This window comes from Bacteroidota bacterium (assembly GCA_035506275.1).
In the GTDB taxonomy this organism is placed as follows: Bacteria; Bacteroidota; Ignavibacteria; order UBA10030; family UBA8401; genus JAGVPT01.
The window spans coordinates 59,233-79,725 of the sequence record DATJPT010000009.1 but is presented as its reverse complement, the minus strand read 5'-3'; the positions used below and the strand labels follow the sequence as shown (position 1 = coordinate 79,725).

The following is a 20,493-nucleotide window of genomic DNA, read 5'->3' as shown; positions in this document are numbered from 1 at the left end:
ACGTGCTATCGTTCAACGTCGATTGACCGCTGTTCATTGGTCATTGTTGATCGTTCATTACCCGACCCATTTCATTACCACCAGCGTTATATCGTCCGATTGAGGCGCCCCCGAAGTGTACCGCGCGATCTCATTTTGAATTTCCCCCAATACTTCTTGGGCAGACAGCGAGCGCATATTTTTGAGGAACTCTTCGACCTTTTCTTCTGTGTAGTCAACCCCTTCCACGTTCATCGCCTCACTGATTCCATCCGTAAACATTACGACGGCATCCCCCTTCGATAACACGACACTCCCTTCCTTGTACGGAACTGTTTCCTTCATAACGCCGAGGATGATACCTCCTTCCGTCAGCCTCTCGATCGTCCTATTCGCCCGAACGATAAACGGGTGATTATGTCCCGCATTCACATACCGAAAAGTCCTGGTCTTGGGATCAAAAATGCCCCAGAAGAAAGTTATGAATTTATCGCTGCCGGTATTTTCACAGATCAAGGTGTTCACGCGCGAAGTCATTTCGGAGAGAGGGAGATCGAATTGAACGAGCGTGCGGATGATCGCCTGCACGTTGGCCATCAAGAGCGACGCCGGCGTCCCTTTCCCCGAAACATCCCCGATGGCGATCACACAGTTCCCGTTGTCGAGCGGGACAATATCGTAGTAATCCCCTCCGACCTGTTCTGAAGAAATGTTCAAGGCGGCAAGCTCCAATCCGGGGATCTTCGGCAACGTCCTTGGAAGCAGTCCCTTCTGGATCTCGCGCGCGATGTTCAGCTCGTTCTCGAGCTTTTGTTTCTCGACGGCTTCGTAAAAAAGGCGGGTGTTCTCAAGAGAAATGATGGCGAGGTTGCCAAGGCTGTAAATAAACTCCAGGTCGGATTCGGAATATGCCCCGCCGCGAAGCCGTTCGCCAAGGCACATCATCCCCTTCACTTCATTTTGAACTTCAAGCGGCACGAGCGCAACAATACCCTGCCCCTGGCAGGCGGCCCGAAGAGAAAGAAGGTCCTTTTTCCGTTGAAGGTCGTTCACCAGGACAGGCGACGAAACGTGTTCAAACATCACTTCCTTGAATTCCGCCAAACGGCTGGTTTCAACCCGAGATGCGACAGTTTCCCCGTTCCGCAGGCAAACGGCATATCTTCCTGCCCCCACTTGTCCCATCAATGTGAACGCCAGAAGTTTGAGGAGTTTGTCCCTGTCAAAGATAGCATTGAATTCCTTGCTCAACTCGAACAGTGTCCGCAGTTCCTGGACCTTCCCGTCCAGTCGCCGATTCACACTTTTTATTTCGTCGAATGCAATGCTCTTTTCAATGGCCGCCGCAGAGATGCTGATGATGGCTTCGACAAAGCTCTTTTCCGCCGCCGTCAGCCTCCCGTTGCCGGCACGCTTGCCGATGCCGAAAAAGCCGAGGACGGTCCCGTGCGATACGATCGGAAACATCCTCTCGATGCCGCTGTTCAGGAGCCGGACCTCATCGGTCCCGGCCGATCTGGTCAGGAGATAGCTCCTGCGCAGAAGTCGGGGAAAATGGAAATCCTCCGAAGCGAGGCCGAGCGGGATCCCTTTGGAGTTTTCGATGCGGAAATGCTTCTCCTTCGTCCTGATGAGCACAACGCTTTTTGAGAGGAGCAGTTTCCCCATCAGCGTCAGGAGGACCGTGCCGAGGATGAATTTCAGGTCGAGCGACGAATTGACGACGTTGCTGAATTCGAAGAGCGGCGTGATATCGGCAAGGCGGTCGGTGATTTTGGAGTGCGAGGAAGGCTTCAATGGAGGACGGCTCATGACATTCGCGGTTCGAAGGCCTCGATGAGTGCAGCGGCGAGGCCGGAGATTTTCAATGGAGGTATTTGATAAGTCTCACGACATTCTTTTTCGGGTGGATCGAGTACTCCACCTTGTCCATCAATTTTTTCATCAGATACATTCCGAGACCTCCCCGCTTGTAGTGGGACATGTACTCTTTCATGTTCGGAAGGGGGACCTGGCTCGGGTTAAAATGTTTCCCCTGATCCTCGATGAGGATCTCAAACTCCGGTTTTTTCATCGACACGACGATGTCGATCTCCTTGTCCGCCGCATAGCTGTAGGCATGCTTGATGATGTTTGTGCATGCTTCGTCCACTGCAAGAGCGATGTTGTTGATCTCGTCTTCCGTGAATCCGAAACCCTTTGCCGCATCGGCGACGAATTCACGGGCCATAATGAGCTTCTCCGTCTGGCTCGGAATGCGCAGGTTCAGTCGAGTTACTTTTTGATTACTGCCGCTGGTCAACGTTGCAATCTCCTTTTTCCCGTGATGTCCATGCTTCCTATTTGCTCGATTGCTTTTTTGCATCGAACTTTTTCACCGCCTCATGCTCGTCGGTGAATATTTCATACAGCATAGGAAACCCGAGGAGGTCAAAAATATTGTAGACCTTCGCCGTCATGTTGGACATCTTGATATCTCCCCCGCCGCTTCTCACATCCTCAATGAACGCCATAAAGACCCCGAGGCCTGCGCTCGAAATGTAGGCGAGGTCCTTACAGTTGACCAGAATATTGAACTTTCCGTCTTTGATAAGTTTCTGGAATGCTTCTTCAAGGTTGGGAGCGGTGTGTGCGTCCAGATACCCTTTCAAGTCCATCACATGGACCTTGCCGCTGTCCCGAAATGAAATCTTGAATTCATTCATCGTGCAACTCCTCGCAATAATAGTTTGAAAATCCTAACACTCACTTCAGCGGTCCGTTCCATTTCACAACGAACACCGTCAGGTCATCGTCGTAACCCTGCGCATCGGTGTAACTCCAGACGCGCTGAATAATTTCTTCTTTGATCTCCTCAGCGGAGCGGGAACGGTTTTCCTGGAGAACATTCTTCAACCGTTCATAGCCAAATTCTTCTCCGGCGGCCGAGCGGGACTCGGTGACACCGTCCGTGTAGAAAACGCAGACGTCGCCGGGGCTCAGCTTGATCCTTCGTTCTTCCAGCGAGTCCTCGAAGACGCTTCCTACGCTCAGCCCCAAGCCCATGCCGGTCGGAGTAATATATTCGATGGAAGTGGCCGTCGCGTACAGCATCGGACAATGCCCGGCCCGCGAAATGACCAGCTCGCCCGTCACCACATCAAGGATTGCATAAATTAAACTAATAAAAGAGCGTTTGTCAATGCTGGAAATGAGGGACTGGTTTGCCTTGGAAAGGAACATCCTCGGGGACGAATAGATCTTGCTGAGCGATTGGAAGATCCCTTTGACCTCTGCCATGTAAAACGCCGCGCCGACCCCTTTGCCGGAGACATCACCAATGACGATGCCGACGCGGTGGTCGTCGAGTATTGCGATATCATAATAGTCGCCGCCGACTTCGAGAGCCGGGGCGGAGACAGCCTGCATTTCCACGTTCGGAAAAGTCGGAAGGGTCTGCGGCAGCAGCCGCTTTTGCATTTCCTGAGCAAGGAGGAGTTCACGCTGGAGGCGTTCTTTTTCGAGAGACCGCCGGATCAACGTCGCGTTTTCTATCGCGATCGTGACCTGATCCGCAAAGCCTGAAAGGACCTCGATGTCGTCCTGATCGAAACCAAAATCCATCTGTTTGGTCGCATAAAGGATGCCGATGAGGTTTTGATGAGAGACGAGCGGGACCACCAGCAGCGAGCCGACCTTTTTCAATCTCGACATGTACTTCGTGCGCCGGTCGTTGCTCACGTCGTCGATGAGAAGGACCTTTTTGGACGAGAAGACGATCGAACGGATCGATGCGGTATCGCCGAATAGAATTGTCTGGATCTCATCCGTCGTAATATTCCTTGCCGAAATAATTCCGTTCGCCATGTGCGGTGCCTTGGGCTCAGCCTCATTCGGGAAAATTTCCAGCCAGGAGCTCGAGGCCTCGCACACTTCAAACGTCATTTTCGTGACGGTGTCGGCCAGTTCGTTGAGGTCGAACACCTGGGTGATCAACCGGCTGAGATTATGGAGAGAATTCAGTTCGGTCTGTTTTCGATCGAATGCCTCGGCGGTCGGCAGATGGAAAAGAGTGCTGATAAACGCCATACCGAAATAGACAGCCCCGAACAGCGACGTCAACTGCACGAACGTGTGCAGCGGATAACTAAAATAAAGAAGTGCTTTCGCAAGGAACGGCCTGTCGGGAATCGAGATCATGATATTGATCGCCATGAATGCAAAAAAAGCGAGCAGGGCGTAGACCATTCCGTAGATTTTCTCCCTTCGCGACATGTATGCGATCCAGGACAGTCGGAAGGAGTTTATGATGATCATGACAACGGAAAGGACAAAAAACCCGAACGTGTAGACTGAGAACTCAAGAGGCCTGAGGGTGATGGTCGTAGCCGAGGCAAGGAAGAAAAAGACAAGCAATATCCAGAAATTTCGCTGTGTTCCTTTTTTCCTTTTGTAGAGGAGCATGTCCTTCATGGCAAGCATCGTCATGGCGGAAACGATGCCCGCGGCGATGCTCAGGACGCTGGCGAAAAGAATGGTGATGTAATCACGGGGAAAGAGCTTGAACGCGCGAGTCTCGAATTGATTGAAGCGCAAGAAGCTGGCCAGGATCGATAAGGCGACGAAGACACCCGCCCAGACGGCGATCCGTCCGATGCGCTGGATCATCGTGATCTGATTTTCTTTCCCCAGCGTTTCAACATAGAACGTCCCCAAAACAAACGCGAGAATCACCATCACACCGCGGATGATGGAAAAACTGCCCAATTCCGTGTCGAGGCTCTTCATGCTCGCGTCGATAATAAATACCGACGTGAAAAGGAGGATGGAACCGAGGAGCGCGATGACCTTTCTAATTCTCATGAAAAGCGACTGATGAAAAGCGTGTGGTATTTACAGTACTTCGTTGAAAATGAGGGAAAGTTGCAGTCACCAACACAAAATATCAAAAAGGAGCCTGAATAACAAGGCGCAGAGAAAGTATCGCTGCCGTCAACAAATCCGAAAAAAATATTGCATCGGCAGAGAAATTTTCTTACCTTATGACAGAAAGTAAGCAAGTGAAAGAAAGGAATCTTCGGGTAAAATGGCAAAAGTATGTGAAATCTGCGGCAAAAAACCGATCGCCGGAAACAATGTAAGCCACGCGAACAACAGGTCGCCTCGCCGGTGGCTCCCCAATTTGCAGGAGGTCCGGACTATCGTGAACGGTTCTGTCAAACGCGTGCGCGTGTGCGCCTCCTGCCTGAAAGCGGGAAAGATCCAGAAAGCGATCTAAAGCAGCATACATTTTCGGATGGAAAAGGCCGTCGTAACGACGGCCTTTTCATTTATTAATGCGATTTAATCGATTCAGCGCGCTCATAGCTTTCATTTCTCCCGCCAAATATGTAGATTAGGCAGAATCGAGGAGAAAAGATGTCCCCACCGAATCAACTGACATTGTTGCGCATCATTCTGACACCCGCGTTTGCGCTTCTCCTCTTTTCCGACTCGCCGACGAACAAACAGATCGCACTTGTGGTCTACTGTCTTGCGGCCTTGACCGATTGGTACGACGGATGGGTTGCCCGAAAATGGGGATACATTACTCACTGGGGAAAATTTCTCGACCCTCTTGCTGATAAAGTCCTCACGTCTGCGGCGTTCCTCTCCTTCATGGTGATCGGTTATGCAAGTGCATGGATGGTCTGGATCATTGTCGCCCGGGATATCCTCATTACCCTTCTTCGTTCATATTCTGAATACAAAGGCAGGCCCGTCGAAACGATGAAATTCGCGAGGACGAAAACGTTCTTTCAACTTGTCGTCATTTATCTCTTCCTCATCATTTACGTCGTCAGAAATTCCCCGGCGCTCTATGCGCGATTTGGCCGCTGGCTCGAGATCGTTGCGACAAAGGAGATCATGGTCGGGCTCATGCTGCTCGTGACGATCCTCACTGCCTTGTCGGGAATCTTATACCTTTTCCAAAGCTGGAACACTATTAAAGAATTGTTCGTATCGAATGACCGAGCCGCCGAAACAGGACAACCCAACTGAGGCCCACGAAGCCTCGCAGCGATCGCCGAACGCTATTTCTCCCCTTGTTAAAATTTTTGCCTCCGGATTGTTTTCCGGTTACGCGCCGGTCGCATCGGGAACCGTCGGCACGTTTGTCGGAATTCTAATTTACCTGATCCCCTCTGTTTCGGAAACGGTCATCCTCGCACCGGCATGCGTGATCGTGTTCATTCTCGGGAGTCTTGCAGCGGGCACAATGGAGAAAGCATACGGCCACGACCCTTCGGTCGTTACGATCGATGAGGTCTTGGGAATTTGGGTCAGTTTGCTGCTGTTAGAAAAAACATACGCGGTTGTCATCGCCGCCTTTTTTCTCTTCAGGGCGTTCGACATCTTCAAACCGTGGCCGGCGAGATTTTTCGACAGAAAGCACGGGGGGTGGAACATCATGATGGACGATGTTGTCGCGGGGCTCTACACCAACATTGTCCTGCAAATCGCCGTCAGAATTTTTTGACACACGCCGTTTCTATCAATGAAGGCTGAAATTATTACGATCGGCGATGAGCTGCTTATCGGGCAGGTCATCAATACAAACCAGGCTTACCTTGCCGAAAAGCTGAACACCGTCGGAGTCTTTGTCGAAAGGATGACGACAGTCGGCGACAACCGCGCCGCTATTCTCCAGGCATTCCGTTCCGCGTGGGGGGTATTCGATGTCGTCTGCGTTACCGGCGGGCTCGGTCCGACCCACGATGACATCACGAAAAAAATCGTCTGCGAATTCTTCAACACCGACCTGATCAGAAGCGAAGAGGTATTTGAAAGTCTCAAGGCCCTCTTTGCGAAGCGGAACTGGCCCTGGACGAAGATGGCCGAGGGACAGGTCATGGTTCCACAAACGTGCAAAGTGCTTCGGAACAGCACCGGAACGGCTCCGGGGATGTTATTCGAAGAACCGAACGGCATGAGGAAAAAATATTTTGTCGTCATGCCCGGTGTTCCCTTTGAGATGAAAAGCATTGTCGACGAAGAGCTTCTCCCCTTCTTTGAAAAAGAACGATTCGGCACTGTGGTTCGGCATCGTACATTGAAGACGACCGGCATCGGGGAATCAATGCTTGCCGAGGAGATTGGAAGCATCGAAGCGGTGATAGGGACCGAAGGGACTACGACGCTGGCATTCCTTCCCAATCCTCTCGGCACGAAGCTTCGCATCACCGTGCGGGAAACTTCCGTGGAAGCTGCCGAACAAAAATTAGCGCGCGCAGAACAAGCGATCAGGTCGAAGGCGCAGAAATACATTTACAGCTCCGATGAAATGGATCTTGAGGATGTGGTCGGAGCTCTTTTGCAAGAGCGCCATTGGACACTCGCCGTCGCGGAGTCGTGCACGGGCGGAATGATCGCCAATCGCATCACCAATGTCTCAGGAAGTTCCAACTACTTCAACAGGGCTTTTGTGACGTATTCGAACGAATCCAAGATCGAGCTCCTTTCGGTCCCCGAAGAGTTGATCAAGAACTATGGCGCCGTGAGCCGCGAGGTAGCAACCGCGATGGCGGAAGGGGCAAGAAAAAACGCCGGGGTTGACATCGCGCTCTCGACAACCGGAATTGCGGGACCGACGGGGGGAACCGCTGAGAAGCCGGTCGGCCTGGTCTGGATCGGCTTTGCTGATTCCGCCGGCGCACTGGCGTTGAAGTTCAATTTTGGGGATAACCGGCTTCGGTTCAAAGAACGAGCATCTCAGGCAGCCCTCGAATTGTTGCGGAGAAAACTGTTGAAGCTCGAAACTCAAAAATGATCAGCCATGAAAGGCATCCGGACTTTCGTCGGCATTTTTCCCCCTTCTGAGATTCGATCAGCCATCGCAGATATTCAATCGACGTTAAGGCCAGGAGACCCCGCCGTTCGATGGGAACTTCAGGAGAAATTCCATGTAACGATCAAATTCCTTGGCGACATTTCTTCTGAGCAGCTTCACGCACTCAAATCGTTGTTACATCAGGCGCTGCAGCCTTGCCGCCAATTTGAAATTCGGCTTGACACGGTCGGTTGTTTCCCCGATTCGCGCATGCCAAAAATTGTTTGGATAGGCTCTGCAAGGGATGAGAACAAGGAGATCACCAAATGCTTCGATGCGGTTGAACGTGCGTGTACTTTGGCGGGGTTCTCAAAAGATGACCGGTCGTTCCATCCGCATATCACCATTGGCAGGGTGAAAGGAAGAACCTCAGAGAACTTGATTAAAAAGATTGAAAACACTACCTTTGAACCATTACAATTCCTCTGTACCGAGTTGCTCATCATGAAAAGCGACCTCTCCCCCTCGGGTTCAGCATTTTCACAACTGTCCAGCATTCCATTGACACACTAGGAGACGTTATGTCCGAAGAAAAAGAGTCGAAGCTCCAGGCGCTCAAAGTCGCCATCGATCAAATTGAAAAGCAGCACGGCAAGGGGTCGATCATGAAACTGGGGGAAGGACCCATCGTGAAGATCGATTGTATCTCGACCGGCTCGATCTCCCTCGACGCCGCCCTCGGCATCGGCGGCATACCGAGGGGAAGAGTGATCGAAATTTACGGGCCGGAATCGTCCGGCAAAACGACGCTGTGCCTGACCATTATTGCCGAAGCGCAAAAACAAGGAGGCCTCGCCGCGTTCATCGATGCCGAGCACGCGCTCGATACGGCCTATGCGAAGCGCCTCGGCGTCGACACAAATAATCTGTTGCTGTCACAGCCCGAATTCGGCGAGCAGGCGCTCGAAATCGTCGAGACGCTCGTGCGAAGCGGGGCCCTGGACGTGGTCGTCATCGACTCGGTCGCTGCACTAACGCCGCGCGCCGAGATCGAAGGAGAAATGGGAGACCCGTCAATGGGCGTCCAAGCCCGGTTGATGTCGCAAGCACTCAGAAAACTGACCGCGGCGATCAGCAAATCGAAAACGTCGGTCATCTTTACGAATCAGTTGCGGATGAAGATCGGCGTCATGTTCGGCAACCCGGAGACAACGACCGGCGGCAATGCCCTGAAATTCTACGCTTCAGTCCGGCTTGACGTCCGCCGCATCGAAGCGTTGAAGGACGGCACGAACGTGATCGGGAACCGGACCAAGGTGAAAGTGGTAAAGAACAAGGTCGCTCCCCCGTTCCGCGAAGCACAATTCGATATTCTCTACAACGAAGGGATCTCGAAACTAGGGGACCTGATCGATGTGGCCGTCGAGCACAACATTATCGTCAAGAGCGGTTCGTGGTTCTCGTACAAAGACGAACGCATAGGTCAGGGGCGCGATGCAGTGAAAGCGTATTTAACGTCCGCGCCGAAGATCTCCGACGACATCCTTACCGCCGTCCGCAAGAAATTAGGGATGATCCCTGAAAACGAGCCGGCTGCGGCTTCAAAGCCGGCTTCGTCTTCGGCAAAGCCGGCCGAGCCGCCGAAGAAAGCGGCAAAATAATATCGTTCAGACGCGATGCGTATCACGAAAATTGAGCGCCAAAAAAAGCGAGCGTCGCGGAAATCAATTTTCATCGACGGAAATTTTGCGTTCGGCGTCAGCGACGACGTTCTGCTGAAATTCGCTCTCCATGAGGGGGCTGAACTCAATGAGGAGGCCGTGGAAAGAATTGCCGAGGCAGAAAACGAAGCGTCGGCGCAGCAAAGGGCCCTTCGGCTGCTCGGCATTCGCCCGCGCAGCAAGAAAGAGATCCGCGATTATCTTATAAAGAAAGATTTCTCCGCCGGGCTTGCTGAGAGGATCATCGGCAAGCTCGAGTCTTTAAGAATGCTGGACGACCTTGCCTTTGCACGGATGGTCTGCCGCGACCTCCTCGCAAAAAAACCTTCGGGCGAAAAAATGCTCCGGCAGCAGCTTGTCAAAAAAGGGGTCCCGGCTGCAACCGTCGAAAACGTCCTTCAAGAATTCTCCACTCCCGAAGGTGAATTCGAGATGGCGCTCAAAGCGGCAGAGAAGCAGAGCTTCAGGATCGGACGCTCGTCGCGGGCGGTTGACGATGACGGCTACAGGAAAAAGATACTGGAGTACCTGCTCCGTCGCGGTTTTGCTTTCGACACGGCATTACGCGCAACAAAGAAGATCCTCGCGAAATGATCATGCACAATTTCTTCAAAAGCCGGCACTGGAAGGTCTTCGTGGTGACACTCGCCCTCATGGGAATGATCTTTGCGCTCTCCCTCCTCGGCCAGGTCTTCCTTCTGCTGACAATTTCCCTTGTGCTGACGATGGTGCTCAGGCCGGTGATCGATTATTTCGAAAACAACGGTATTCCCCGACCCGCTGGAATACTCATGATGTACGTCGTCATCGGCGGCGCCGTATTCTTCGCATTCATCAGCATCTACCCGATCGTCGTTTTTCAGGTGTCGAGCTTGTCAACGCTCATGAGCAGCGAGCATCTCTCCGCAATGACGAAACAAATGGCCGCATCCATTTCTGCCAAGCTGCCGTTTCTCAAAGCTGCCGTCATTGTCAACAAGATCAATACGCTCCTTCCGGAGCTTGCAAACGCTGCCGAGGATACTCTGACGAGCGCATTAAGCCTCGTCGCATCGTTCATCATCGTGCCGTTCATCACGTTCTTCCTGCTCCTCGATTACTACAAGATGCAGAAAGCATTGATCGAGAACGTACCCAACAAATATTTCGAGATGGCGCTGAACGTCGTCCATTCGCTCGACAATCAGATCAGCAAATACATCCGGGGAGTGTGCATCGACTCGATGGCGGTGTCGATTTTTTACATCATCGCATATCAAGCTCTCGGTATTCAGTACGCAACGGTCCTCGGACTGGCCGGCGGCGTTACGAATATCATTCCGCTGGCCGGACCGGTCGTCGGAGCGATCCCTCCGATGATCGTTTCCGTCATTCAGTACGGAGATTTCCGGATGATCGTGCCGGTCGCCGTCGCAACTTTCGTCGTGCGCCAGGTCGACGATATTTTCATCCAGCCAAATCTCTACGGGAAGCTGCTGAATATGCATCCGTTAACGATCATGATCGTCATTTTGCTGGGCGGGGAACTGTTGGGGATTCTAGGAATGGTGATCGCGATCCCGATCTATACTGTGGTCACTGTCACTGCCCGAGAGACAAACTGGGGGCTCAAGAACTACCGGATCACCGAACTCCATGGATAATTTCTTTTCAAGCAGATACTGGAAAGTCTTCATCGTCACGTTTTCCATCGCTGCCCCCATTTTTATCCTCTCCATCTTCGAGCAGGTTTTTCTATTGCTCGTGCTTTCGTTCGCTCTGACGATGGTCCTTAAATCCCTCGTCGATTTCCTCGAGTCGAAAGGGATCCCCCGGGTGGTGGGGATCCTGGGCCTGTATATTGTCATCGGACTTCTTTCGTTCGCCGGATTCATGACGATTTATCCCGTCATCGTCAAGCAGATCACCAACATTTCGGCATTCTTATCGGGCGACCGGCTTTCCCGGCTTTTAAGCCAGCTCAGCGTTTCAGTGAGCAAGACGCTCCCCTTCATCAAGTCCGGCGAGTTGACGGCAAAGATCCAGACAAACCTTCCCGTGCTTGCTTCCAAGGCGGAAGAGACGGCGACGAGCGTGCTCAGCATGGCCGGCTCGTTCATCATCGTCCCGTTCATCACGTTCTTTCTGCTGAACGATTACCACCGGATTCAGAAGGCCTTCGTCGAAAATGTTCCGAACAAGTATTTCGAGATGTCGGTGAACGTCATCCATAAGCTCGAGCAACAGCTGAGCAAGTATATTCGCGGAGTCTTTATCGAGCTGGTGTCGGTGGCCATCCTCTACATCGGCGCCTATTCGGTCCTCGGGTTCCGGTATGCGATATTGCTCGGCATCGTCTGCGGGCTTTCCAACATCATTCCGATGGCCGGGCCGGTCATCGCCGTCGTCCCCGTCATCGCCGCATCGCTCATTCAATTCGGCGACTTCCGGATGCTCCTCCCCATCGCCTTAACGACGTTCGTCGTCCAGCAAATCGACCAGATGTTCATCCAGCCGAACGTCTACGGAAAAATTCTGGACATGCATCCGTTGACCATCGTGCTCACCATTCTCATCGGGAGCAAGCTGCTTGGAATTGTCGGCATGGTGCTCGCGATCCCGATCTATACCATCATCAAAGTGACCGCTCGCGAAACCAACTGGGGGCTGAAAAATTACAGGATCACACGCTAATGTCACGCGTCGTCTTTGACATCGAAACTCTGGCTCTGCCGCTGGAGTTGTTCGACCAGGCAAGCCGGGAATATCTCTTCAAGTTTGCAGATACCGAGGAGAAGGTCGAGGAGACAAAGCAGAATTTGAATCTCCATGCTCTCACGGCCAGGGTCGTGGCAATCGCATTGCTGAATCCGGACACGAACATGGGGAAGGTCCTTTTTCAATCGGACAAAAAGGAGGAATTTTCCTCGGCGGACGGTCTGGTGCAATTTAAGTCCGGTTCGGAAAAAGAAATGCTCGGGGAATTCTGGAAGGTCATTCCGTCGTACCGCCAGTTCATTACCTTTAACGGCCGCGGATTCGACTGCCCGTTTCTCATGGTCCGTTCCGCACTCCTCAACGTCCAGCCGACCCGAAACCTTGTCCCTTACCGGTATGATGCGAACCAACACTGCGACCTTTTGGAGCAGTTGACCTTCTACAATACAACACGACGGTTCAGTCTCGACTTCTACTGCAAGTCGTTCGGCATCGACAGTCCGAAGGCGCACGGGATTACGGGGCTCGACATGGGAACGCTGGTAGAGGAAAAGCGGTTTCACGACATCGCGGAATATTGCCTCGGCGATGCCCGCGCAACAGCCGAACTTTTCAGACGATGGAGTCTGTTGCTCGATCTCGGCAAAAATGGATCCTGACCGACGTAGGTCAATTGACCGGCCTCATGGATCAATTTATTCTGCCGGATCGATAGAGGCAAGGTCACGATTGCATGGAAAACGATACTGCGCGAAATTCGGCAATCGTTGTTCTTTTGTGGACAACCATAGCGGTTAGGATGACGTCATGGCAAAGATTCTAATTCTTTGCAGCGGCAATTCATGCCGGAGCCAAATGGCGGAGGGCTTTCTTCAGTCATTGGACAGCAGACTTACGGTGGTCTCCGCCGGTACAAGCCCTGCTGCTCGGGTTCATCCCCTCGCCGTTAAAGCCATGCAAGAGACAGGGATTGATATCTCGGCAAAGACGCCGAAGAACGTACAGAAATTTGTCCGCGATGCCTTTGACTACGTGATCACCGTTTGCGATAACGCAAGGGATTCCTGTCCCGTCTTTTCCGGTAAGGTCGATCACCGGCTCCACTTCGGATTTGACGACCCGGCCAAGGCATCCGGCACCGAGGAAGAAAAGCTGAGGGTTTTTCGACGGGTGAGGGATGAGATCAAAACGAAGTTTAATGAATTCTACCGGTCGGAATTCTCGAAGACTCGGTGACGCCGATCGGTAATCGTCACGAGTCGATACGGCGCGACGCCGCGAAACAAAGAAGCCTCTCAATATTTGAGAGGCCGCTTTTGATCCTTCAAAAATACTGCTGCTTAGAATGGCAGTTTTCTGTATCGTCGGGCGAACTCGTTGTAGATAGCCGCCGCTGCCATCAGCTTCAACATATCCCACCAGGAAAAGATCAGGAAACCGTTCACGATCGATGCGCCGGCATTATGGAGATAGAAAAAATTCAAAAATAGTGCTCCGCATGCAAAGACAACCACAAGCCCAAGAAACATCCCGGCGAGAGTCCAGAAATATCCTTTATGCCGCTGCACAATGGACCCAACAACAATCGCCGCAAGCGGAAAGCTGAGCAAATACCCTCCGGTCGGCCCGATGACTCTTGCGAGACCGAAACTCCCTCCTGAAAAAACCGGTCCGCCCGCCAGGCCGATCCCAAGGTAGAGCAATTGGCTTATCGACCCGTTGCGGCTTCCCAAAAACGCCCCCCCGAGAAGAACAAAAAAAGTCTGCAGCGTGTATGGAACCGGCTGATGCGGTATTTCGACCTGCGCCCCCACAGAAGTGAGCATCGCAAAGAAAACAATCCAGGCTCCCTGAATAAAGATATTTGACTTTTCCCGTATCAGCGTTTCAACAAAAGCATTGTGCACCGATCGTTCGGCTGTTTCCATCATTACTCCTTTTCCTGTTACAAATGTTTATGAAACCAGGCAGAAGTCAATTCAAGAACATGATCCATTGACCACGCCGGCTTTGTATAGGGATGACGCGCTCCGTACATATGTCCAACTCCGTCCAATTCCACCAATTCGGTCATTGTTTTATCCGCCCCTTCGTAAAGACGTCTTGCCTCTTCGATCGGAACCGGAATATCTGCGGTCCCATGAACAAGAAGAAGCGGCTTTCCCAAATCGTACACCGCATTCCGAATATTCAACCGGGCAGCGTTCTTTTCCAGATCATCCAGAAGATCAGTCTTGATCCTGAAGAGAGAATCCGGATTAATGGACGGAAGCCCGACGTATCCTTTTTCCCTCCATCGCTTTCGCTGCGCGTCGGTATATCGGTCAAAATAGGAGACCGTCGACCATCCCGCTACGGCTTTTATCCTTTTGTCCTCCCGAGCCTTGATGATCGCGATTCCGCCGCCGCGGGAATGCCCGACAATTCCGATCTTTGATTTATCGATAGCCTGACAATCTATCTTGTCTGCCGAAATCGCGTCGAGAACCGCGCCGACATCTTCCAGCTCAAGACTGAACGTGTTCACTGAGAACTTCTCCCGTTCGGAGAATTTCCGGAAGTTTTTCCCGATACCGTTATGTGAGAAATTGAACACGATAGAGACAAAACCGGACTCGGCAAAGTACCGGCCTATCGCGGGAAACGGCCCCCAATCCTTGAACGCCTTGAAGCCGTGGCAGACAATAATGACCGGCTCGTGCCCGCCTGCACTCTCCTTGATCCACCTGATGTCTCCATACAATTCAGCTCCCGAAGGCGTTGAAATCTGGAACACGCGTTCGATCAGAGTATTCATAAAATCATACAGGAAAATAGCCAACCATGGAATGAATGTCAAGAAAAGCCGGTTCGTTCTCGCATTGCGATCAATGATCCCGCGGCCCATCGAGGCACAATTAATTTAGCCGGTCAAATATTGACAGTCTGCGCCATTTTTGCTATATTTAAAGGCTTAAAAGAAATGTCTCTGAAGGTGTTGCGATCTCCCCGCCGTAACGGAGAAAAACAACCGATCGGCTGAGCCGATACTCTTGTTCGTTCTACCATATGAACGTCTCATGTATCGATTAAAGATTTTTTCCGGCAGGGCAAACCAGCAATTAGCCACCGAGATTGCAAAAAACCTTGGCGAGGAATTAGGCGGGATCGATTTTCGCAATTTCAGCGACGGCGAGATCTGGGTTAAGTTCATTGACAATGTCCGCGGAGCGGATGTCTTCCTGATTCAGCCGACGAACCCGCCGGCCGATAATTTGATGGAGCTTCTGCTCACGATCGACGCGGCGAAACGGGCCTCCGCACGAAAAGTGATCGCGGTGATTCCGTATTTCGGCTACGCACGGCAGGATCGGAAGGACCAGCCGCGCGTCGCGATCACAGCCAAGCTTGTCGCAAACCTGCTGACGAAAGCGGGCGCCGACAGGATCATCGCGATGGATCTGCATGCGCCGCAGATCCAGGGATTCTTCGATATCCCTTTCGACCATTTGTATTCGTCGGTCGTGTTCGTCGACTATTACCGGAGGAAAAAGATCCCCGATTTAACGGTGGTTTCTCCCGATGTCGGCGGGATCAAGATGGCGCGCGCGTATGCGAAGCGTCTCGACGCCGACCTGGTGCTCATCGATAAACGAAGGCCGGCCCCCAACGAGGTCGAAGTGATGAACATCGTCGGCGAAGTGAAGGGCCGCAATGTTCTCATCGTCGACGACCTGATCGATACCGCAGGTACGTTTACGAGCGCAGTCAAGACCCTGAAGGAGGCCGGAGCAAAGGAAGTGTACGGCGCCTGCACGCACCCGATCCTCTCGGGAAAGGCGATGGAGCGCATCAATCATTCAGAGCTTTCAACGCTGCTGGTGACGGACAGCATTCAGCTGAAGCAGTCATCACCGAAAATCGAGGTGATGTCCGTTGCGCGGATTTTTGCCGAAGCGATCAAGCGGTCCTTCGAGAACAAATCCATCAGTTCACTGTTCGACGTTGATAAAGATAAAACACAGGACGATTAGTTTTTCAAAGGAGTAAGACATGTCAGAAGTAGTTCTTCAAGCGGAAGTCCGTACACAAACCGGGAAGCGCGGGAAAGCGGTCCGGAAGGAAGGAAAAATTCCCGGCGAGTATTATTCGCGCGGTGAAAAGAACATTCATATCGCGGCGACACCGCTTGGATTGAAACCGCTGATCTATACCTCTGAAGCGCATATCGTCAGCCTGAAGCTCGGCGACGGCCAGACGAAGACCTGCGTGCTTCGCAACGTTCAGTTCGACCCCGTAACAGATTTACCAATCCACTTCGATCTGCAGGGAGTTCGCGCAGACGAAGAATTAACCATCGAGGTGCCTGTGATGCTTATCGGCACGCCGAAAGGTGTGAAAGACGGCGGAACCGTTCAGCATGTGATGCACCGACTCAAAGTATCCTGCTTACCTAAATTCATTCCCGATCATGTTGAGGTCAATATCGCGGAACTGGGCATCAATCAGTCCGTCCATATCCGCGATATCAAAGTCGACAACGTGAAGATTCTCGAAAGCGAATCGAGCACGATTGTCGCCGTCGTTCCTCCGACCATCCTGAAAGAGGAAACGCCGGCAGAAGCAGCAGCGGCTGCAACGATTGCCGAGCCGGAAGTCATTGCCAAGGGCAAGAAGCCTGAGGAAGGTGAAGAAGGAGCCGAAGCCGCTCCGGCCGGAGCAAAGGCCGCACCGGCTGCAAAAGCTGCCCCTGCGGCGAAGGCTGCTCCCGCGGCGCCGGCAAAAGAAGAGAAGAAAAAATAATTCGTCCTCCGATCGTTGTTGCAATATTTTGTTCTTTGAGAAATTATTTTTCATCGCTCCTTCGTTCTGTGCAGACCTTTTTCGAGGAAGACTCGGCTTCGGGCAAGAGAATTTGCGTCGTCGGGTTGGGAAACCCGGGGAAGCAATACGCCGCGACGAGACACAACGTCGGCTTTAACGTCGTCGCGTCACTTTCTCAGGCATTGCGGTCACGCATGTTCGACGGCAACGGCGATTACCTGTTCTCTGAAGCGCGCGCTGAGAACCGTCCGCTCCTTTTGACGACGCCCATGACGTACATGAACGACAGCGGTATCGCGGTGGTACAGATCATGGAGCAGTTCCACGTTGCGCCTTCTGACCTGCTGATCGTTCTCGATGATTTTCAGCTGCCGCTTGGTACGCTGAGAATCCGCCCTGAAGGAAGCGACGGCGGGCATAACGGTCTGGCCTCGGTCATCTACCAGGTGCAGAGCGAGAAAATTCCGCGTCTGCGGATCGGCATTGCGGGCGCGACATGCCCGGCTCAGGAGAGAAAAGAGGTGATGGCCGAGTATGTTCTCTCCCCCTTTGATAAAGAGGAGACAAAGCTCGCTGCGGCGATGGTCGACCGCGCACGCGACGCCGTCCTTGCGCTCGTCGCCAACGGGATCGAGTTCGCGATGAACAATTTCAATAGATCGTTTCTAGAGACCGAACCTTAATCATTTAAATGTTTTGCTTCTTTAAATTTCATAATTAATTTCTAATTCATCCTGTTCCATCATAAAAGAGATGGGACCAACAATCCAAGTCCATAGGAGATTCGTCATTGGAAAAAGAGAACAAGCTATACGAGACGACCTTCATCGTCAACGCGACGCTCGACGATGCGCAGATCGATGCCGTCATCGAAAAGGTGAAGGATGTGATCGTGAAGAACGGAGGCGAAGTCCGCTCGCTCGAAAAATGGGGAAGGAAGCGCCTTGCCTACACGGTCGATAAAAAGAACAACGGCTTTTATGCCTTCTTCGAATTCAAAGCCCCCGGCGATCTTATCGCAAAGCTCGACCGGCACTACCAGCTGGATGAGCAGATCATTCGTTATTTGACGATCCAATTGGACAAAAAAGCGCTCAAGGCAAAGGAAATAGCGTCCGCGCTCCAGAAAAGCCAGGCTGCTGCGGCAGCCGGAGCCGGCGATGTCGTCGTGTAATTAGTTCTGAGAAGACCAGTCCACAAAAAGTCCGACTATCAAAGAATTTAAGAAGGAGAATCATCGTGTTCCATCAAAATCAAAATCGGCGGGGGGGCGACGACCGGCGGGAAAAGCGCGAATCGAACGCGATCCGCAAAAAACGAACATGCCGCTTCTGCGACTCGAAAGAGGTCTACATCGACTACAAAGACGAAAAGAAGCTCTACCGGTTCGTCACCGAACAGGGAAAAATAATTCCGAAACGGATCACCGGATCGTGCGCAAAACATCAGCGGCAGTTGGTCAAGGCGATCAAACGGGCACGGCATCTTGCACTGCTCCCCTTCGTCTCCGACGCCATTAAATAATTTGCACTCAACAAGAATGCTGGAGAGAGTATGAAAGTCATTTTACGTAAGGATTTTGAAAGCCTCGGAAAAATCGGCGAAGTCGTCGCAGTGAAGGACGGTTATGCGCGCAATTACCTGATCCCCCGGAGCATCGCATACCGTGCAACGACAAGCAGCCTGCGCGCTCTTGAAGAAGAAAAGAAGCAGCACGAGCGGCAGGAACAAAAGCTTTTGAAGGACGCGGAGAAGCTCGGCGTAGAGCTTGAGAAGCTTTCGGTGACGATTCCGATGAAGGTCGGAGAGGACGACAAACTCTTCGGCTCGGTGACATCGCAGATGATCGCTGATGCGCTGAAAGAAAAGGGCTTCACGGTGGACAAGCGGGTCATCGAACTGGAAGAGCCGATCAAAACACTGGGCATTTTTGAAGTTCCTGTGAAACTACACACGAAGGTCAGCGCAAAAGCCAAAGTGTGGGTTGTCCGGGAATAACCCTTCCCGAGTCCTGCTTTATACCTGACGCCTCAATCACGACCGTCAGGTATTTTTTTTAACATCGTTACTGAATGAGGAAATAGTCATGTCCCATCAACAGCCGTTATGGAGCGGACGATTCAAAGAGCCACTGTCCGAAATTGCTCTGAGGTTCTCGTCATCCGTCGAGCTCGACAAGCACCTCTACCAGGAAGACATTGCCGGGAGCATCGCGCATGTTGAGATGCTCGCGGCGGTAAAGATCATTTCGCCGGAAGAAGCCCGGCGCATCCGCACCGCGCTGAGAGCCATCGGCAAGGAGATCGATTCAGGGAAACTCGACCTTTCGTGGGACAAAGAAGACATCCACATGGCGATCGAGCAGAGGCTGATCCAAAAGATCGGCCCTATCGGGGGAAAACTCCATACCGGAAGGAGCAGGAACGACCAGGTTGCCCTCGACGAGCGCCTCCATCTTCGGGGGGCGATCCGCGAACTGCAGAAGCTCATCCTCCAGCTCCAGCGGGTGTTGCTCTATAAGGCTGAAAAATATTTCGATACTATCATGCCCGGCTACACCCACCTGCAGCGTGCCCAGCCGGTATATTTATCCCACCATTTCCTCGCCTACATCGGGATGTTCGAAAGAGATTTCGGGCGTTTGGCGGATTGCTACAAACGGGTGAATAGGCTCCCCCTCGGAGCGGCAGCGTTAGCGGGAACATCGTTTCCCATCGATAGGGCGATGGTCGCCCGCAAACTGGGGTTCGACGGCATCATTGAGAACAGTATGGATGCGGTGAGCGATCGGGATTATCTTATCGAGTTCATTTCCGCGTGCAGCATTATTTTAACACATTTGAGCAGGTTCGCCGAAGAGATCGTCCTCTGGAGCTCGCAGGAGTTCAATTTTGCGAAAACCGACGATGCCTATACCACCGGAAGCAGCATCATGCCGCAGAAAAAGAACCCCGATATGGCGGAGCTTGTGCGGGGAAAAGCAGGAAGAGTGTTCGGCGATCTGGTCAACATCCTCACGATCATGAAAGGCCTACCGCTCGCCTACAACCGCGACATGCAGGAAGACAAGCTACCAATGCTCGACGCGGTCGCGACAACACGTCAATGCCTCTTCATCTTTTCCCACATTCTCGTTCACACAAAATTCGAGAAAAGCAGGTTTGAAGAGGAACTGAAGAATGATTTCTTGACGGCGACAGAAATTGCGGATTATCTCGTCAAAAAAGGAGAGGCGTTCAGGGACGCGCATTCGATCACGGGAAAAATTGTCGCATACGCCATCGAACATAAAAAGAGCTTATCGCACCTTACGATGCCGGAGTTACGACATTTTTCGGATTTGCTCGGCGAAGATGTGTTCGAGGTGCTGACGCCTCACAAGAGCGTCGAACACAAGAAATCGGCAGGCAGCACTTCCCCTCAGGAAATAAAGAAACAGATCGTCCACTGGACAAGGGTGCTGAAGAACAAAAAGGCCTGAGGCGCGGCATATCGCGCTTCGCG

24 protein-coding genes are annotated in these 20,493 nt (G+C 52.3%); 18 read left to right on the top strand and 6 right to left on the bottom strand.

Translation table 11 applies throughout. The features are described from left to right. Nucleotides 1–57: 57 nt before the first annotated feature. The 4 genes from VMF88_08175 to VMF88_08160 are packed head-to-tail and all read right to left on the bottom strand — an operon-like array spanning nt 58 to nt 4,821. Nucleotides 58–1,791, bottom strand: a complete 1,734-nt coding sequence (locus VMF88_08175; protein HTY11035.1) for a GAF domain-containing SpoIIE family protein phosphatase — start codon at nt 1,789–1,791, stop codon at nt 58–60. A gap of 52 nt (nt 1,792–1,843) precedes the next feature. Then, complete coding sequence (locus VMF88_08170) at nt 1,844–2,281, bottom strand: ATP-binding protein (GenBank protein HTY11034.1); 438 nt, start codon at nt 2,279–2,281, stop codon at nt 1,844–1,846. 37 nt (nt 2,282–2,318) lie between these two features. After that, complete coding sequence (locus tag VMF88_08165; GenBank protein HTY11033.1) at nt 2,319–2,684, bottom strand: STAS domain-containing protein; 366 nt, start codon at nt 2,682–2,684, stop codon at nt 2,319–2,321. Between the two features lie 40 nt (nt 2,685–2,724). Next, nucleotides 2,725–4,821, bottom strand: coding sequence for a SpoIIE family protein phosphatase (locus tag VMF88_08160; GenBank protein HTY11032.1), 2,097 nt, complete (start codon nt 4,819–4,821; stop codon nt 2,725–2,727). Between the two features lie 223 nt (nt 4,822–5,044). On the opposite strand from VMF88_08160, the gene rpmB reads away from it, so the two are divergent. The 11 genes from rpmB to VMF88_08105 all read left to right on the top strand — a co-directional run bounded on the left by rpmB (nt 5,045) and on the right by VMF88_08105 (nt 13,422). Then, nucleotides 5,045–5,236: a 50S ribosomal protein L28 gene (gene rpmB, locus VMF88_08155; GenBank protein HTY11031.1), complete on the top strand. Its 192-nt coding sequence runs from the start codon at nt 5,045–5,047 to the stop codon at nt 5,234–5,236. A 140-nt stretch (nt 5,237–5,376) separates the two neighbouring features. Beyond that, the gene (gene pgsA / locus VMF88_08150; GenBank protein ID HTY11030.1) at nt 5,377–6,000 is read left to right on the top strand and encodes a CDP-diacylglycerol--glycerol-3-phosphate 3-phosphatidyltransferase; all 624 of its coding nucleotides are present in this window, start codon (nt 5,377–5,379) and stop codon (nt 5,998–6,000) included. Next, nucleotides 5,966–6,478, top strand: coding sequence for a phosphatidylglycerophosphatase A (locus tag VMF88_08145; protein ID HTY11029.1), 513 nt, complete (start codon nt 5,966–5,968; stop codon nt 6,476–6,478). Before pgsA ends, VMF88_08145 begins: the two co-directional genes overlap by 35 nt. Nucleotides 6,479–6,496: 18 nt before the next feature. Beyond that, nucleotides 6,497–7,768 carry a competence/damage-inducible protein A gene (locus VMF88_08140; protein HTY11028.1) on the top strand — a complete coding sequence of 424 codons (1,272 nt, stop codon included), beginning with the start codon at nt 6,497–6,499 and terminating at the stop codon, nt 7,766–7,768. A 6-nt stretch (nt 7,769–7,774) separates the two neighbouring features. Next, nucleotides 7,775–8,341 (top strand): RNA 2',3'-cyclic phosphodiesterase, encoded by a 567-nt coding sequence (gene thpR, locus VMF88_08135; GenBank protein ID HTY11027.1) that lies wholly within the window; start codon nt 7,775–7,777, stop codon nt 8,339–8,341. Between the two features lie 8 nt (nt 8,342–8,349). Next, complete coding sequence (gene recA / locus VMF88_08130) at nt 8,350–9,429, top strand: recombinase RecA (GenBank protein ID HTY11026.1); 1,080 nt, start codon at nt 8,350–8,352, stop codon at nt 9,427–9,429. A 15-nt stretch (nt 9,430–9,444) separates the two neighbouring features. Beyond that, entirely contained in the window at nt 9,445–10,083 is a 639-nt protein-coding gene (locus VMF88_08125; protein HTY11025.1) for a RecX family transcriptional regulator, read from the top strand. A gap of 2 nt (nt 10,084–10,085) precedes the next feature. Then, on the top strand, nt 10,086–11,132 hold the full coding sequence (locus VMF88_08120; GenBank protein ID HTY11024.1) for an AI-2E family transporter: 1,047 nt from the start codon (nt 10,086–10,088) through the stop codon (nt 11,130–11,132). After that, nucleotides 11,125–12,162, top strand: a complete 1,038-nt coding sequence (locus VMF88_08115) for an AI-2E family transporter (protein HTY11023.1) — start codon at nt 11,125–11,127, stop codon at nt 12,160–12,162. Before VMF88_08120 ends, VMF88_08115 begins: the two co-directional genes overlap by 8 nt. Further along, nucleotides 12,162–12,845, top strand: a complete 684-nt coding sequence (locus VMF88_08110) for a ribonuclease H-like domain-containing protein (protein ID HTY11022.1) — start codon at nt 12,162–12,164, stop codon at nt 12,843–12,845. The genes VMF88_08115 and VMF88_08110 overlap by 1 nt, the downstream gene beginning before the upstream one ends. Before the next feature lie 148 nt (nt 12,846–12,993). Beyond that, nucleotides 12,994–13,422 carry an arsenate reductase ArsC gene (locus tag VMF88_08105; protein ID HTY11021.1) on the top strand — a complete coding sequence of 143 codons (429 nt, stop codon included), beginning with the start codon at nt 12,994–12,996 and terminating at the stop codon, nt 13,420–13,422. Between the two features lie 104 nt (nt 13,423–13,526). Here VMF88_08105 and VMF88_08100 read toward each other — a convergent pair whose 3' ends face one another. Both VMF88_08100 and VMF88_08095 read right to left on the bottom strand, forming a co-directional pair. Next, on the bottom strand, nt 13,527–14,117 hold the full coding sequence (locus tag VMF88_08100; GenBank protein HTY11020.1) for a biotin transporter BioY: 591 nt from the start codon (nt 14,115–14,117) through the stop codon (nt 13,527–13,529). 14 nt (nt 14,118–14,131) lie between these two features. Beyond that, nucleotides 14,132–14,983, bottom strand: a complete 852-nt coding sequence (locus VMF88_08095) for an alpha/beta fold hydrolase (GenBank protein HTY11019.1) — start codon at nt 14,981–14,983, stop codon at nt 14,132–14,134. A gap of 262 nt (nt 14,984–15,245) precedes the next feature. On the opposite strand from VMF88_08095, the gene VMF88_08090 reads away from it, so the two are divergent. From VMF88_08090 to argH, 7 genes are all read left to right on the top strand, one after another. Continuing rightward, on the top strand, nt 15,246–16,199 hold the full coding sequence (locus VMF88_08090) for a ribose-phosphate pyrophosphokinase (protein HTY11018.1): 954 nt from the start codon (nt 15,246–15,248) through the stop codon (nt 16,197–16,199). A 19-nt stretch (nt 16,200–16,218) separates the two neighbouring features. Next, nucleotides 16,219–16,968 (top strand): 50S ribosomal protein L25, encoded by a 750-nt coding sequence (locus tag VMF88_08085; GenBank protein HTY11017.1) that lies wholly within the window; start codon nt 16,219–16,221, stop codon nt 16,966–16,968. A gap of 35 nt (nt 16,969–17,003) precedes the next feature. After that, the gene (gene pth, locus VMF88_08080) at nt 17,004–17,672 is read left to right on the top strand and encodes an aminoacyl-tRNA hydrolase (protein ID HTY11016.1); all 669 of its coding nucleotides are present in this window, start codon (nt 17,004–17,006) and stop codon (nt 17,670–17,672) included. Nucleotides 17,673–17,779: 107 nt separating this feature from the next. After that, the gene (rpsF, locus tag VMF88_08075) at nt 17,780–18,163 is read left to right on the top strand and encodes a 30S ribosomal protein S6 (GenBank protein ID HTY11015.1); all 384 of its coding nucleotides are present in this window, start codon (nt 17,780–17,782) and stop codon (nt 18,161–18,163) included. A 65-nt stretch (nt 18,164–18,228) separates the two neighbouring features. Beyond that, nucleotides 18,229–18,513: a 30S ribosomal protein S18 gene (rpsR, locus tag VMF88_08070; GenBank protein ID HTY11014.1), complete on the top strand. Its 285-nt coding sequence runs from the start codon at nt 18,229–18,231 to the stop codon at nt 18,511–18,513. 30 nt (nt 18,514–18,543) lie between these two features. Then, nucleotides 18,544–18,987, top strand: a complete 444-nt coding sequence (gene rplI, locus VMF88_08065; protein HTY11013.1) for a 50S ribosomal protein L9 — start codon at nt 18,544–18,546, stop codon at nt 18,985–18,987. A gap of 88 nt (nt 18,988–19,075) precedes the next feature. Further along, nucleotides 19,076–20,470 carry an argininosuccinate lyase gene (argH, locus tag VMF88_08060; protein ID HTY11012.1) on the top strand — a complete coding sequence of 465 codons (1,395 nt, stop codon included), beginning with the start codon at nt 19,076–19,078 and terminating at the stop codon, nt 20,468–20,470. Nucleotides 20,471–20,493 lie beyond the last annotated feature (23 nt).